Raw genomic sequence first — 14,193 nt, forward strand, 5'->3', positions numbered from 1 at the left:
GGTCCCCGTTGTCCGCGTTGAACGACTTCGCCACCTGGGAGCCGCTGCTGCGGCTCCTCCGGTCCGCCCACGCGGAGAAGCTCGCCGCACCGGGCGGGTACGTGGCGGGGGTGATCGGTCGCGGTTCGTCCACCGTGCCGTTGAAGTGGCGGAGTCCGGAGCCCGGGCGTGCCAGCCTGCTGTCGGGCTACCAGGCGCAGCATGACGCGATCCGGCGAGTGCGGGCCGTGGTCCCTGACACGGGTTCGGGTGGCGTCGCCTTTACGGTGGAGATCGCACCGGAGGGGAGGGCGGTGCTGCGCCTGTTCGATCTGGGGCCTGCGGCCGGTTCAGGTCCGGGCAACGCCCATCCGAGGGTTCTGGTGCGGGTGGAGGGTGCCGTGCCGGAGCCGTGGCGGCGCCGGCCCGAGCCGGTGCCCGGGGTGCGGTCGGCTCCGTCCGTGGATCCGGAGGCGCTGGAGCGGACGCTGCGCGAGCGGATACCCGGGGCGATCGGTGCGACCGAGGAGGAGATCGCCGCCGCGGAGGCCCGTCTGGGGGTGGCGCGCGCCCCCGTCCTCGCCCTGCCCCGTCTGCGCACCCTCAGCGCTTCCCGGGGGACCCTCGCCGACCCCCGGGAGGTCGGCCGGTTGAGCGGGCTCGAGTTCGTGGCACTCACCCCGGAGGACTGGCGCGTGCTCCTCGACGCGGGGGCCGTCCCGCAGAGCCTGTCGGCGGCTGCCATCACGGTGAACGGGGACCGCGATCCGCGCCGGACCATCGCCCTGGCGAACGAGATCCTGGCCCTCTGGGACCGCCCCCTGATCACGGAGACCGTCGTCCACGGAGACCTCGGGCCCCTGCCGACCAGCGGCCCGGAGTCGACGGCGGGCCGCGGAGGTGAGCCGCAGCCGCTCCGACCGGCGGGGGAGAGGCAGGGGCTGGGGCGTGTCCTGCCCGGTCTCCCGGGCACCCCTGAGCCCGGGCCCGGGCCCGGGCCCGGGGCGGACGGGTAGTCGGGCACGCCTGGGAGCCTGATCCACGACGGCCGACCGGTCCGGACGGCCGATCGGCCCGGGGGCGGTGTCAGGCCAGGAAGGCGCGGAGGAGGGAGGCCGTTGCGGCGAGGTGTTCCTCGGTGGCGCGGCGGGCGGCGGCGCCGTCGCCGGTGAGGATGGCGTGGACCATGGCCCGGTGCTGTTCGGCGGCGTGCTCGATGTTGCGGTCCAGCATGGGGATCGCGTTGAGCAGGTCGTTGAGGCGCATCCTGGCCTCGGCGATGGCCGCGGCGAGGGCGGGGGAGCCGGTGAGCTCGCCGATGGCGAGGTGGAAGCGGGAGTCCAGCTGGCGGTACTGCTCGGCGGGGGCCGCGTCCAGCTCGGTGAGCCGGTCCTCCAGGTGGGCGCGCTGTTCGGGGGAGAGGGGGCGCCGGGCGGCGGCCTCGGCGGCGCCGACCTCCAGGACCTGCCGGTAGGTCAGGGCGTCCTCCAGGGCGCCGCCGAGGTCGCGGGCGGCGCGACGCAGGTCGGCGACGTCCGGTTCGGGCATCCGGTAGGTGACGAAGGTGCCGCCGTAGCGGCCGCGGCGGGGTTCGACGCAGTCGGCCTGCTGGAGCGTGCGGAGTGCCTCGCGCAGGGTCTCGCGGCTGACGCCGAGCCGGGCGGCGAGGTCGCGTTCGGCGGGCAGTCGGTCGCCGGGGCGGAAGACGCCGAGCTTGATCGCCTGGAGCAGCCGTTCGACGGTCTCCTCGAAGGCGTTGCCGGTCCGGATCGGGCGGAAGATCGCCCCGGCCTCCCAGTCGAGCCGTGCCTGCTCACGTGTTACGTCCACGTCCACGCCGGAATCGTACCTGCGATCGGATCTCCCGCACTCGTTCCCGTCCCGCCCTTGACGTGGCCACCGTCCAGCCGGAACGATGCTGCTCACCCACCCAATGGTCTGACTTTAGACCATTGAAGAGCCGTCCGACCGTCGAACCCGCCTGGGCGGGTGCGCCACGCCGCCGTGGTCGCGCGCACCCCGGCACACCCTCAACCCCCAGGGGTGCCCATGACCGACGCACGCTCACCCGACCACCCTGGCCCCGCCGTGTTTCCGGTGGATTCCTCCCCCGTTTCCGCTGACGGATCCCTCGCGCCCGCCGAGGAATCCCCCGTTCCCGCCGAGGGATCCCCGGTCTCCGCCGACGAACAACGCCTCCGCGAGCTGGGCTACACCCAGGAGCTGGCCCGCTCGATGTCGGGCTTCTCCAACTTCGCCGTCTCCTTCTCCATCGTCTCGGTGCTGTCCGGCTGCCTGACCCTCTACGGGACGGGCATGAAGACCGGCGGCCCGGCCCTGATCATCTGGGGCTGGCCGGTGGTCGGCCTGCTGACGCTCTGCGTCGGCCTCGCGATGGCCGAGATCTGCTCCAGCTACCCGACGGCCGGCGGGCTCTACTACTGGTCCGCGAAGCTGACCCGCAGCCGTGGCAGCGGCCCGGCCTGGAGCTGGTTCACCGGCTGGTTCAACTTCCTCGGCCAGGTCGCGGTGACCGCCAGCGTCGACTACGGCGCCGCCTTCTTCACCAACGCGTTCCTCGAACTGCGCTTCGGCGTCGCGGCCACCCCCGCGCACACCATGGAGATCTTCGCGGTCATCCTGCTGGCGCACGGCCTGCTCAACACCTTCGGGGTGCGCCTGGTCGCCGTCCTCAACAGCGTCTCCGTGTGGTGGCACCTGGTCGGCGTCGCGATCATCGTCGGCGCGCTCGCGCTGCTCCCCGAGCGGCACGCCTCCGCCTCCTTCGTGCTCACCGAGTTCGTCAACCGGACCGGCTTCCACAGCCAGTTCTACGTCGCGATGCTCGGCCTGCTGATGGCCCAGTACACCCTCACCGGCTACGACGCCTCCGCGCACATGACCGAGGAGACCCAGGACGCGGCCCGCTCCGGCCCGCGCGGCATCGTCAACGCGATCACCGTCTCCCTGGTGGCGGGCTGGATCCTGCTGCTCGGCATCACCTTCGCGATCCGCGACTACGACGGCGCGCTCAACAGCGACACCCAGGTCCCGCCCGCGCAGATCTTCATCGACGCGATCGGCTCCGGCGGCGCCCAGTTCCTGCTGCTCATCGTCATCGGCGCCCAGTTCTTCTGCGGCATGGCCTCCGTCACCGCCAACTCCCGCATGATCTACGCCTTCTCCCGCGACGGCGCGCTGCCCGGCTCCCGGCTCTGGCACCGCATCTCCCCGCGCACCCAGACCCCGACCAACGCGGTCTGGCTGGCCACCGGCGGCGCCCTGCTGCTCGGACTGCCCGCGCTCTGGAACAACACCGCCTACACGGCCGTGACCTCGATCTCCGTGATCGGCCTCTACATCTCCTACGTCATCCCGGTGTACCTGCGGCTGCGCCAGGGCGAGGACTTCCCGCGCGGCCCCTGGCACCTGGGCCGCTGGAGCCGGCCGATCGGCGTCGTCGCCGTCGTCTGGACGGCGGTGATCACCGTCCTGTTCATGCTGCCCACCGCCAGCCCGATCACCGTCGACAGCTTCAACTACACCCCGGTCGCCGTGGCCGTCGTGGTCGGCTTCGCGGGCGTCTGGTGGCTCGCCTCCGCCCGGAACTGGTTCACCGGGCCGCACGTCGGCGCTGCGCCGTCCGCGATGTCCCCGCTGTCGGGCCTCGACACACCGCACGTCCTCGACACACCGCACGTCCACGGCACCCCGTCCGCCCCCGGCACCCGGGACACCGAACAGGAGACCCGATGACCACCCCCCGGCTCACCCTCGACGAGCTGCGCACCCTCGTCGCCGACGGGTCCGTCGACACCGTCGTGCTCGCCATGACCGACATGCAGGGCCGCCTCCAGGGCAAGCGCGTCGCCGCCCAGTACTTCCTCGACGACGTCGTGACCGGCGCCGCGGAGGGCTGCGGCTACCTGCTGGCCGTCGACGTCGACATGAACACCGTCGACGGCTACGAGGTCTCCTCCTGGGAGAACGGCTACGGCGACCTGACGCTGCGCCCCGACCTCGCCACCCTGCGGTCCGTCCCCTGGCACCCGGCCACCGTCATGGTCCAGTGCGACGTCGTCCAGCACGACGGCACCCCGGTCGCCGTCTCCCCGCGCCAGGTCCTCCAGCGCCAGCTCGACCGCCTGGCCGGCTACGGCTGGCAGGCCCAGGCCGCCACCGAGCTGGAGTTCATCGTCTTCCGGGACAGCTACGAACAGGCCTGGGACAAGGACTACACCCGGCTCACCCCGGCCAACCAGTACAACGTCGACTACTCCATCCTCGGCACCGGGCGCATCGAGCCGCTCCTGCGCCGCCTGCGCAACGGCATGGCCGGCGCCGGCCTCACCGTCGAGTCCGCCAAGGGCGAGTGCAACCTCGGCCAGCACGAGATCGCCTTCAAGTACGCCGACGCCCTCACCACCTGCGACAACCACGCCGTCTACAAGACCGGCGCCAAGGAGATCGCCGCCCAGGAGGGCTGCAGCCTCACGTTCATGGCGAAGTACGACGAACGCGAGGGCAACTCCTGCCACATCCACCTGAGCCTGCGCGACGAGCAGGGCGCCCCGGTGTTCGCCGGCGACCGCCCGTACGGCTTCTCCCGCACCATGGAGCACTTCCTCGCCGGCCAGCTCGCCTGTCTCGCCGACTTCGCCCTGCTGTTCGCCCCCACCGTCAACTCCTACAAGCGCTACGTCCCCGGCAGCTTCGCGCCCACCGCCATCGCCTGGGGCCGCGACAACCGCACCTGCGCCCTGCGCGTCGTCGGGCACGGGCAGTCGCTGCGCTTCGAGAACCGCGTCCCCGGCGGGGACGTCAACCCCTACCTCGCGGTCGCCGCCCTGATCGCCGCCGGACTGCACGGCGTCGAGCAACAGCTCGAACTACAGCCGGAGTTCACCGGCAACGCCTACGCCTCCGACGCACCCCGGGTGCCCGCCACCCTGCGCGACGCGGTCGACGCCTTCGAGCGCAGCGCCGTCGCCACCGAGGCCTTCGGCAAGGACGTCGTCCGGCACTACACCCACGCCGGGCGCACCGAACTCGCCTCCTACCAAAGGGCGGTGACCGACTGGGAGCGGCGCCGCGGATTCGAGCGGCTGTGACCCACGAGGACCGCCGACCGCCCCTCATCGGCATCAGCAGCTACCAGGACGCCGCCGCCTGGTCGGTCTGGAACCAGCGCGCCTCGCTCGTGCCCCAGACGTACGTCGACAGCGTCGTCCGCGCGGGCGGGATCCCGGTGCTGCTGCCGCCCCAGCCCGGCGGGGCCGGCCACCTGCTCGACGCCCTCGACGGACTCGTCCTCGCCGGCGGACCGGACGTCGACCCGGCCCGCTACGCGGCGGCCCCCGATCCGCGCACCGGCGCGCCCCACCACGCCCGCGACGACTGGGAGAGCCGGCTGCTGCGGGCCGCCCTCGCCCGGGACCTGCCGGTGCTCGGGGTCTGCCGCGGCATGCAGCTGCTCAACGTCGAACTCGGCGGCACCCTCGTCCAGCACCTGCCCGACGACAGCCACCAGCGCGTCCCCGCCCGCTTCGTCCGCCACCGGGTGGACGTCGTCGACGGCAGTCGGCTCGCCGCCGTGCTGGGGCCCGCCACCGAGGTCTCCTGCTACCACCACCAGGCCGTCGACCGGATCGGCAGCGGACTCCAGGTCACCGCGCACAGTGCCGATGGAACGGTCGAGGCGCTCGAACTGCCCGGTCACCGCTTCGCCCTGGGCGTCCAGTGGCACCCGGAGACCGACCCCGACGACCTGCGCCTGTTCCACACCTTCATCAACGCCGCCCGGACAGCCGGCCGGACCACCGGCCGGACCGGCGGCCCGCCCGCCGGCCGAGGCACCAGCCAGAGGGAGAGCCCCCGATGACCGAACCGGACCTCTTCGAGGTCGTCAACCCCGCCACCGAGGAGGTGATCACCACCGTCGAACTGGCCGGCCTCGCCGAGACCGACGCCGCCGTCGCCCGCGCCCGCGCCGCCTTCGACACCTGGCGCCGGGTGGCCCCCGCCGACCGCGCCCGGCTGCTGCGCGCCTTCGCCGCCGCCGTCGACGCCGACCGCGAGCACCTCGCCGCCCTGGAGGTCGCCAACGCCGGCCACACCATCGGCAACGCCCGCTGGGAGGCGGGCAATGCGCGGGACGTCATCGAGTACTACGCCGCCGCCCCCGAGCGGCTGTTCGGCCGGCAGATCCCCGTCGCCGGCGGCATCGACGTCACCTTCCAGGAACCGATCGGCGTCGTCGGGGTCATCGTGCCCTGGAACTTCCCGATGCCGATCGCCGCCTGGGCCCTCGCCCCGGCGCTCGCCGCCGGCAACACCGTCATCGTCAAACCGGCCGAGCTCACCCCGCTCACCGCGCTGCGCCTGGCCGAACTCGCCCTGGCGGCCGGCATCCCCGAGGGCGTGCTCCAGGTCCTGCCCGGCCGCGGACCGGTCGTCGGCGGGCGCTTCGTCACCCACCCCGACGTGCGCAAGGTCGTCTTCACCGGCTCGACCGGGGTCGGCAAGGGGATCATGGCGGGCTGCGCCGCCCAGGTGAAGCCCGTCACCCTCGAACTCGGCGGCAAGAGCGCCAACATCGTCTTCGCCGACGCCGACCTCGCCAAGGCCGCCGCGACCGCGCCCTACGCCGTCTTCGACAACGCCGGCCAGGACTGCTGCGCCCGCTCCCGGATCCTGGTCGAGGCCTCCGCCTTCGACGACTTCATGGCACTCCTGGAGCCGGCCGTGCGCGGCGTGCGGGTCGGCGACCCGGCCGACGAGAAGACCGAGATGGGCCCGCTGATCTCGGCCGCCCACCGCGAGCGGGTCGCCTCGTACGTCCCGGACGCCTCGGCCGTCGCCATCCGGGGCAACGCCCCCGACGGGCCCGGCTTCTGGTACCCGCCGACCGTCCTCGCGCCCGTGCGGCACGACGACCGCGCCTTCACCGAGGAGATCTTCGGCCCGGTCGTCGCCGTCGTCCCGTTCCGCGACGAGGAGGACGCACTGCGGATCGCCAACGCCACCGAGTACGGCCTGTCCGGCTCCATCTGGACCAGGGACCTCGGCCGCGCGCTTCGCGTCTCGCGCGGCGTCGAGGCCGGCAACCTCTCCGTCAACTCGCACTCCTCGGTGCGCTACACCACGCCGTTCGGCGGCTTCAAGCAGTCCGGCCTCGGCCGCGAGCTCGGCCCGGACGCCCTCGACGCCTTCACCCAGACCAAGAACGTCTTCATCTCCACGGAGGAATGATCACCATGACCCAGCGACTCGACGGCCGCGTGGCCGTGATCACCGGCGCCGGCAGCGGCATCGGCCTGGCGACCGCCCGCCGCTTCGCCGCCGAGGGCGCGAAGGTGGTCTGCGTCGACCTCGACGCCGAGACCGGCGCCAAGGCCGCGAACGAGGTCGGCGGCCTGTTCATCCAGGCCGACGTCACCGACGAGGCCGCAGTCCGCGACCTCTTCCAGCGGACCGTCGACGAGTACGGCCGCCTCGACATCACCTTCAACAACGCGGGCATCTCCCCGCCGGACGACGACTCCATCCTCACCACCGGCCTGGAGGCCTGGAAGCGCGTCCAGGAGGTCAACCTCACCAGCGTCTACCTGTGCTGCAAGTACGCGATCCCGCACATGCAGCGCCAGGGCAAGGGCTCGATCATCAACACGGCGTCGTTCGTCGCCGTGATGGGCGCGGCCACCTCGCAGATCTCCTACAGCGCCTCCAAGGGCGGCGTGCTGGCCATGTCGCGCGAGCTGGGCGTGCAGTTCGCCCGCGAGGGCGTCCGGGTCAACGCCCTGTGCCCGGGCCCGGTGAACACCCCGCTGCTCCAGGAGCTCTTCGCCAAGGACCCGGAGCGCGCCGCCCGCCGCCTGGTGCACATCCCGCTGGGCCGCTTCGCCGAGCCCGAGGAGATCGCCGCCGCGGTGGCCTTCCTCGCCTCCGACGACTCCTCGTTCATGACCGCCAACACCTTCCTCGTCGACGGCGGCATCTCCGGCGCGTACGTGACCCCGCACTAGCGGGGCGCCGCCCTCGGGACTCCGGACCCCGGGGGTCGGACCCCGGGATCCCGGATCCCGGCTCCGGGTGCCTGACTCCGGATTCCGCTGCGCCCGTGCCGCGAATCGTGAAGACTGGGTGAAGTTCCCGTGCGCCGAACGGTGTGGCGCACGGGAACTCTCCATGCGAAACATGACACAGCATCAGCACAGTGCCATTCCGCGGAAGTCCACGAGACGAGGAACGCACGTCATGAGCATCGGCACCCGAGCCCTGCGGTCCGCAGCCGCCACCACCGTCGCCCTGGCCGCCGTCGGCGCCCTCGCGCTGGGTACGGCCGGCAGCGCGACGGCCGACACCGATCCGGCGGCCGGCGTGGCCGTCGACCTGCCCCTGCCGCCCGGCGCCGTCGGGAGCGATCCCGCAGCGGTCAACGACGACGGGGTGATCGTCGGCTACGTCACCGATCCGCAGAACCAGGACCGTCCGGTCCGCTGGAACGCGGACCTCAGCGCCACGACACTCCCCCTGCTGCCCGGGGACCCGAGCGGCCGCGCCGTGGCCGTCGCCGCCGACGGTGCCGCCGTCGGCTACTCGGGGAACCACACGGTGCGCTGGGCCCCCGACGGCACGGTCTCCGTACTGCCGCTGCTGCCCGCGGACACCGGCGGCTGGGGCTACATCTACGCGATGAGCCGCACCGGTACGGCGGTCGGGCACTCCGCGGCCGGGACGGCCTCCCACGCGGTGAAGTGGGGCCCGGACGGCCGGGCCGTCCCGCTCGCCCCGCTGAGCGGGGACGTCAACAGCACCGCCGTCTCGGTCAACGCCTCGGGCGCGGTGGCCGGCCTGTCCTACTCGGCCTCCGGCGTCGCCCACCCCGTGAAGTGGAGCCCGGACGGCACCCCCACCGCGCTCGACCCGGCCTCGGCCTACCGCGGCGTCTGGGTCGTCCAGATCAACGACGCCGGCACCGTGCTCGGGAAGGGCACGCCGACCGGCGCCGCGAACGACCAGTGGCGCTCCATGACCTGGAACGCCGACGGCACCGTCACGGACCTGGGCCGGCACTCCACGGCGACGGCCCTCAACGCCGGCGGCACGGTCGTCGGCAAGCAGGGCGGGGCGGACGGCATCGACTACACCGCCACGAGCTGGAGCCCGGCCGGCACCGCCACGACGATCGGCGCCGACTACGAGTACACGACGGCCGTCGCCGTCAACGACGCCGGCGTCTCCGTCGGGTACACCGGGACGAAGGTGCCGCAGGCGCAGGAGCGCCACGCCCTCCGCTGGGGCGCCGACGGGGCCCTGACGGAACTGGACGTGGCACCGGAGGGCTACTCCTACCCCGTGGCCGTCAACAACGCCGGCCTGGCGGTCGGGGTCCGGATCGGCTCCTCGGCGTCGACCGGTTCGACGCGGGTGGCGGTGATCTGGCGGCCGTAGCCGCCGCCGGGGGGGCGGGGACGAGGGTCAGGGCCTGGGGCCGGGGGCGTGCAGCCTCCGGCCCCGACCCTTGTAAAGAGTTCTTTCTAAAGATAGCTTTACATGCATGCCCGAGGAGAACTCACCGCGTTCCATCCGCCTCACCGACCCCCGCGCCCTGCGCGCCTACGCCCACCCGACCCGGCTGGTGCTGGTCGGCCTGCTGCGCCGGGACGGCCCGATGACGGCCACCCAGGCCGCCGAAGCCACCGGCGAGAGCGTCGCCAGCTGCTCCTTCCACCTGCGGCAGCTGGCGAAGTACGGCCTGGTGGAGGAGGCCGGGGGCGGGCGGGGGCGGGAGAAGCCGTGGCAGGCTACCGCCATGTTCACCAGCTGGGACTCCGGCGCCATCGCGGACCCGGCGGCGGCCGCCGCCACGGAGGCGCTCCAACTGGCCATCGCCGAGCGCTACTTCGAGCTCACCACGCGCTGGGTCCAAGGGCAGGCCCAGGAGCCGGCCGAGTGGCGGCAGGCCGCGCAGTTCGGCGACACCCTCCTGCACCTGACGGCAGCCGAGCTGGAGGAGTTGGGCGGGCGGATCCAGGACCTGATGCGGCCCTACCTGGAACGGCTCGACGACGCGGGCAAGCGCCCCGAGGGCTCCCGGCCGGTCACCGTGCTGCAACTGGCCTTCCCCACCCGCGCCGACGGCCGGAGCGAGCAGGAGCCGACCCCGTGACCGCGCCCGCCCCCGACCGGCCCGCCCCCGACCGGGCACCGGCGGCACCCGACCGGACCCCCGCCGGGACGCGGATGCGCTGGTTGCCGGTCCTGCTCCGGGAACGGGCCTTCCGCCGCTACTGGACCGGTCAGACGATATCCGGCCTCGGCGACCAGATCTCCTCCCTCGCGATACCGCTCGTCGCGGTCCTCGCCGTGCACGCCGACGCCCTCCAGATGGGCTACCTCGCCGCCGCGACCTGGCTGCCGAACCTACTCTTCGCGCTCCACGCGGGCGTCTGGGCCGACCGCCGCAGCCACCGGCGCCGGGTCATGATCGCCGCCGACCTCGGCCGGTTCGCCCTCGTCGCCACCATCCCGCTGGCCTACGCCTTCGACGCGCTCACCCTCGCCCAGCTGTACGCGGTGGCCCTGACGGCCGGGACCCTCTCGGTCCTCTTCGACGTCTGCGACGCACCGCTGTTCAACGCCCTCGTCCCGCCCGACCGGTACGTCGAGGGGCACTCGCTGGTCAGCGGCAGCCGCGCCATGGCCCAGGTGGCCGGGCCGAGCATCGGCGGAGTGCTGGTGCAGGTCCTCTCCGCGCCGCTCGCCCTGCTGGCCGACGCGCTCTCCTACGCCGCCTCGGCCTTCGCGCTGTCCCGCATCGCCCCCGCCGAACCCCCGGCGGAACGCAAGGCCCGCGGCCAACTCGCCGAAGGCGCACGGTTCATGCTCGGGTCGCCGATGATGCGCGCCTCGCTCGCCGCCACCGCCACCGCCAACTTCTTCACCTTCATGCTGACCGCCCTGCTCGTGCTGTACGCCACCACCGTGCTGCGCCTCGACCCCGGCCTGCTCGGCGCGGTGCTGGGCGCCGGGGCCGTCGGCGGACTCCTGGGGGCCCTCTGCGCCACCGCCGTCACCAGGCGCATAGGCGTCGGGCCGACCTTCATCCTCGGCACCGCCCTCTACCCCGCCTCCCTGCTGCTGATCCCCGCCGCGCACGGGACCACCCCCGTCGTCCTCGCGCTTCTCTTCGCGGCCGAGTTCGGCGCCGGACTCGGAGTGATGTGGCTGGACGTCGCCGGGGCCTCCATCTTCGCCGCGATCATCCCGGACAACCTACGCTCCCGCGTCTTCGGCGCCTACCGCTGCGTCAACTTCGGTACCCGCCCGCTCGGTTCCCTCGTCGGCGGCGCCCTCGCCGCCACCATCGGCCTGCGCCCCACCCTGTGGGTGGCCGCCATCGGCGCCCTCACCTCCGTCCTCTGGCTCCTGCCCTCCCCGATCCGCCGACTCCGCGACCTGCCCACCCCGGCCGGCCAGGGTGAGGGCATGTCAGACTCGCCCTGAGGGCGGCCGCCGAGCCCGCGGCGGCGACGGGGGCGTCGAGCCGTCAGGCGGGCCCGACGGTGACCGTGCAGAGGCGCTTGGTGGCCCGGGTCAGGGCCACGTACAGGTCCCGCTCCCCGCCGGGGCGGGCCGTGACGATCTCCTCGGGGTGCAGCACGACGACCCCGTCGAACTCCAGGCCGCGCGCCTCGGACGCCGGCACGATCCGCGCGTGGTCGGCGACGCCCCGGGCCGTCAGCTCGCCCACCCTGGCGTCCGCGCAGACCACTCCTAGGAGCTCGCCCGGGTGCGCGGCGCCCTGGGCGCGGAGCTCCTGGACGACGGCGGTGGCCAGCTCGTCCGCCGGCGCGGTCACGGTGCGGGGGAGCTCACCGCTGCGCAGTGAGCGGGTGGGCCGCTGGTCCGGGGCGATCCGGGCCAGCAGGTCCCGGACGCTCTCCAGGATCTCCTGGGTGGTGCGGTAACTCACGGTCAGGTCGTGCAGCTTGAACCGCGGTCCGACGTGGGGGCTCAGCGCCTCCTTCCAGTCGCGCGCCGTCGCGACCGGGCCCGCCTGGGCGAAGTCGCCCACCAGCGTCATCGCCCGCGCCGGGCAGCGGCGGACGATCATCCGCCACTGCATGGCGGTCAGTTCCTGCGCCTCGTCGACGACGACGTGCCCGTACGTCCGCTCGGGCGGGCCGTCGACCAGGCTCGCGGCCTCGTCCAGCAACGGCCCATCGGCGTCGGTCCACGGGCCGTCCGGGTCGCGGAGCAGCAGGGACCGCTCCGGCGCGGTGAGGTGGGGCAGGTGTGCGGCGAGCGCGTCGGCGTCCGTCAGGAGCGCGTTCACGAGGTCACCGGGGACCAGCCGCGGCCACAGCAGCTCGACCGCCCGGTCCACACCGGCATCGTCGAGGAGATCGGCCCGGACGGCGTCCAGGTCCAGTTCGTGGGCCGGACCGGGGTCGGCCGCACCTTCGGCGCGGTTGCGGCCCGCCCCCGTGAACTTGTCGAGGTCCAGGCCCGTCATCGCGGCGGCATCGGCGTCGATCTGCTCCAGGAGGTCGCCCATGTCCCGTTGCATCGCGTCGGTGACGGCGTCGACCAGGAGCTCCGTGAACACCCGGCGCGCGGGGTTGTGCCCCGGTACGGCCGCGACGGCGGCGTCGCGTGCCGTGGCGACCTCCTCGGCGGACAGGTGGACCACCTCCCGTCCGACCCGCACCGTGAAGTCACCGGCGGGGGCCTGGCGGGCGCGCAGCAGGCCGGCCAGGGCGTCGGCGAGGTCGGTGCCGCCCTTGAGGCGCGCGGTGTCGAACCGGTCCACCGCGTCCGTGGGTACCCCGGCCAGCTCCCGGCAGGTCGCCAGGACGACGTCGTTCTCGCCGAGGGAGGGAAGGACCTGGGAGATGTAGTCGAGGAACCGGGCGTTCGGGCCCAGCACCAGGACACCCTCCTCCGCGGCCCGCGGGAACGCGTACAGGACGTAGGCCGCCCGGTGCAGGGCGACCACCGTCTTGCCGGTGCCGGGCCCGCCCTGCACCACGGTCACCCCTCGGTGGGGGGAACGGACGATCTCGTCCTGCTCGGCCTGCAGCGTCGCGACGGCCGCGTGCATCCGGCCCGTACGCCGTGCCGACAGGGCCTCCGTCAACGGGCCGTCGCCGACGACGTCCTCGTCGGTCGGGGCGCTCCCGTCCAGCAGTTCGTCGTTCACCGAGACGACCGTGCGCTCCTCCAGACGCAGGTGCCGGCGCCGCCGCAGGCCCATCGGGTGGACCGGCGTCGCCTCGTAGAAGGGCCGCGCCGCGTTCGCGCGCCAGTCCACGAGCAGGGGCAGCTCGTCCTCCTCCGTGTGCAGCCCGATCCGCCCGATGCGCAGGGCCGTGCCGTCCGCCCAGTCGATCCGCCCGAAGACCAGCCCCCGTTCGGCACCCTCCAGCCGGCCGATCTCCTTGGCCAGCCGCTCGGCGGCGATTTCCCGCTCGTACGCCTCACCGGCGCCGTCCGCCGGGGCATTCAGCACACGCGCCCGCTGCGCCCGCGCCTCGGAAAGGCGCCCGGCGAGGAACTCGTACAGGGAGGACACATAATCCCGCTCCGCGTCAACTGCGAGCGTGGAAGGGTCATTCGTCGTCTTCGACAACTTCGGCAACAGGGGGCTCCTTCGATTCGAGTCATACCATACGGTCGGATTTCCTCGAAGGTAAGTCTTGACTTGTACGGTGCAGACATGTCCCTGTGACTGAATTCCATTACTTTGTCAATCGCCAATTAGGTATCCGGAAAAGGGGAATTCGGGAGCATTCTCGCGACCCTGGTCGACCTCCTGGGCAAACCGATCGCCGAGGCGGACGCCCTCTGCATCCCCACCGCCGGACACGGGGGCCCGTACGGGGATCCGCACGGGCCATGGCGTTTCATCAGTGGGCAGTCCCCCAATCCCATGACCGAGTTGGGGTGGAAGTCGGTGGGCGTACTGGAGCTCACCGCCCTGCCCGGCATCGACACGGAATGCTGGGTTTCCTGGGTCCGCGAGGCGGACGCCCTTCTTGTCAACGGCGGCGACGCGCCCGGCCCCTGACCCCCGGCTCGGAGACGCTGGGGCCGGAGGCCAGGGGATTTCAGGGAATGTCGTGGGCTTCGGTGTCGGCGGCCGCGATGACTGCGGTCAGGAGGCCGGGGAAGCGTTGTTCGAGTTCCTCGGTGCGGAGGGTGTTCATC

The 14,193-nt window shown here is 73.1% G+C and carries 12 protein-coding genes; 10 read left to right on the plus strand and 2 right to left on the minus strand.

Annotated elements, in window-relative coordinates; translation table 11 throughout:
* The first annotated feature begins 8 nt into the window (after nucleotides 1-8).
* On the plus strand, nucleotides 9-995 hold the full coding sequence (locus tag ACFXPX_RS27930; RefSeq protein ID WP_380643916.1) for a hypothetical protein: 987 nt from the start codon (nucleotides 9-11) through the stop codon (nucleotides 993-995).
* A gap of 70 nt (nucleotides 996-1,065) precedes the next feature.
* On the opposite strand, the gene ACFXPX_RS27935 is transcribed toward ACFXPX_RS27930, so the two are convergent.
* On the minus strand, nucleotides 1,066-1,815 hold the full coding sequence (locus ACFXPX_RS27935) for a FadR/GntR family transcriptional regulator (protein WP_375893777.1): 750 nt from the start codon (nucleotides 1,813-1,815) through the stop codon (nucleotides 1,066-1,068).
* Nucleotides 1,816-2,214: 399 nt separating this feature from the next.
* On the opposite strand from ACFXPX_RS27935, the gene ACFXPX_RS27940 reads away from it, so the two are divergent.
* The 8 genes from ACFXPX_RS27940 to ACFXPX_RS27975 all read left to right on the plus strand — a co-directional run bounded on the left by ACFXPX_RS27940 (nucleotide 2,215) and on the right by ACFXPX_RS27975 (nucleotide 11,487).
* Complete coding sequence (locus ACFXPX_RS27940; protein ID WP_380593286.1) at nucleotides 2,215-3,735, plus strand: amino acid permease; 1,521 nt, start codon at nucleotides 2,215-2,217, stop codon at nucleotides 3,733-3,735.
* On the plus strand, nucleotides 3,732-5,090 hold the full coding sequence (locus ACFXPX_RS27945; RefSeq protein ID WP_375893782.1) for a glutamine synthetase family protein: 1,359 nt from the start codon (nucleotides 3,732-3,734) through the stop codon (nucleotides 5,088-5,090). Before ACFXPX_RS27940 ends, ACFXPX_RS27945 begins: the two co-directional genes overlap by 4 nt.
* Nucleotides 5,087-5,860 (plus strand): gamma-glutamyl-gamma-aminobutyrate hydrolase family protein, encoded by a 774-nt coding sequence (locus ACFXPX_RS27950; protein ID WP_380593272.1) that lies wholly within the window; start codon nucleotides 5,087-5,089, stop codon nucleotides 5,858-5,860. The genes ACFXPX_RS27945 and ACFXPX_RS27950 overlap by 4 nt, the downstream gene beginning before the upstream one ends.
* Nucleotides 5,857-7,230 (plus strand): aldehyde dehydrogenase family protein, encoded by a 1,374-nt coding sequence (locus tag ACFXPX_RS27955; protein ID WP_375893787.1) that lies wholly within the window; start codon nucleotides 5,857-5,859, stop codon nucleotides 7,228-7,230. The genes ACFXPX_RS27950 and ACFXPX_RS27955 overlap by 4 nt, the downstream gene beginning before the upstream one ends.
* Before the next feature lie 5 nt (nucleotides 7,231-7,235).
* Nucleotides 7,236-8,003, plus strand: coding sequence for a 3-oxoacyl-ACP reductase (locus ACFXPX_RS27960; protein ID WP_380643917.1), 768 nt, complete (start codon nucleotides 7,236-7,238; stop codon nucleotides 8,001-8,003).
* Nucleotides 8,004-8,235: 232 nt separating this feature from the next.
* Nucleotides 8,236-9,432, plus strand: coding sequence for a hypothetical protein (locus ACFXPX_RS27965; RefSeq protein ID WP_380643918.1), 1,197 nt, complete (start codon nucleotides 8,236-8,238; stop codon nucleotides 9,430-9,432).
* Between the two features lie 106 nt (nucleotides 9,433-9,538).
* Nucleotides 9,539-10,150 carry a winged helix-turn-helix domain-containing protein gene (locus ACFXPX_RS27970; protein WP_380522811.1) on the plus strand — a complete coding sequence of 204 codons (612 nt, stop codon included), beginning with the start codon at nucleotides 9,539-9,541 and terminating at the stop codon, nucleotides 10,148-10,150.
* Nucleotides 10,147-11,487 carry an MFS transporter gene (locus ACFXPX_RS27975; protein ID WP_380643919.1) on the plus strand — a complete coding sequence of 447 codons (1,341 nt, stop codon included), beginning with the start codon at nucleotides 10,147-10,149 and terminating at the stop codon, nucleotides 11,485-11,487. Before ACFXPX_RS27970 ends, ACFXPX_RS27975 begins: the two co-directional genes overlap by 4 nt.
* A 43-nt stretch (nucleotides 11,488-11,530) precedes the next feature.
* Here the strand turns inward: ACFXPX_RS27975 and ACFXPX_RS27980 are convergent, their stop codons facing one another.
* Nucleotides 11,531-13,558 carry a HelD family protein gene (locus tag ACFXPX_RS27980; RefSeq protein WP_380643920.1) on the minus strand — a complete coding sequence of 676 codons (2,028 nt, stop codon included), beginning with the start codon at nucleotides 13,556-13,558 and terminating at the stop codon, nucleotides 11,531-11,533.
* A 357-nt stretch (nucleotides 13,559-13,915) separates the two neighbouring features.
* On the opposite strand from ACFXPX_RS27980, the gene ACFXPX_RS27985 reads away from it, so the two are divergent.
* A complete protein-coding gene (locus ACFXPX_RS27985; protein WP_380522814.1) occupies nucleotides 13,916-14,053 on the plus strand; it encodes a hypothetical protein in 138 nt (45 codons plus the stop codon).
* Nucleotides 14,054-14,193: the final 140 nt, after the last annotated feature.

The sequence above is a fragment of the Kitasatospora sp. NPDC059146 genome (genome assembly GCF_042786665.1).
GTDB lineage: Bacteria > Actinomycetota > Actinomycetes > Streptomycetales > Streptomycetaceae > Kitasatospora.

Bases quoted from the DNA above. Each gene is read 5' to 3' on its own strand.
- ACFXPX_RS27940 (WP_380593286.1), top strand. From the start codon at position 2,215: ATGTCGGGCTTCTCCAACTTCGCCGTCTCCTTCTCCATCGTCTCGGTG.
- ACFXPX_RS27945 (WP_375893782.1), top strand. From the start codon at position 3,732: ATGACCACCCCCCGGCTCACCCTCGACGAGCTGCGCACCCTCGTCGCC.
- ACFXPX_RS27955 (WP_375893787.1), top strand. From the start codon at position 5,857: ATGACCGAACCGGACCTCTTCGAGGTCGTCAACCCCGCCACCGAGGAG.
- ACFXPX_RS27960 (WP_380643917.1), top strand. From the start codon at position 7,236: ATGACCCAGCGACTCGACGGCCGCGTGGCCGTGATCACCGGCGCCGGC.
- ACFXPX_RS27965 (WP_380643918.1), top strand. From the start codon at position 8,236: ATGAGCATCGGCACCCGAGCCCTGCGGTCCGCAGCCGCCACCACCGTC.
- ACFXPX_RS27970 (WP_380522811.1), top strand. From the start codon at position 9,539: ATGCCCGAGGAGAACTCACCGCGTTCCATCCGCCTCACCGACCCCCGC.
- ACFXPX_RS27985 (WP_380522814.1), top strand. From the start codon at position 13,916: ATGACCGAGTTGGGGTGGAAGTCGGTGGGCGTACTGGAGCTCACCGCC.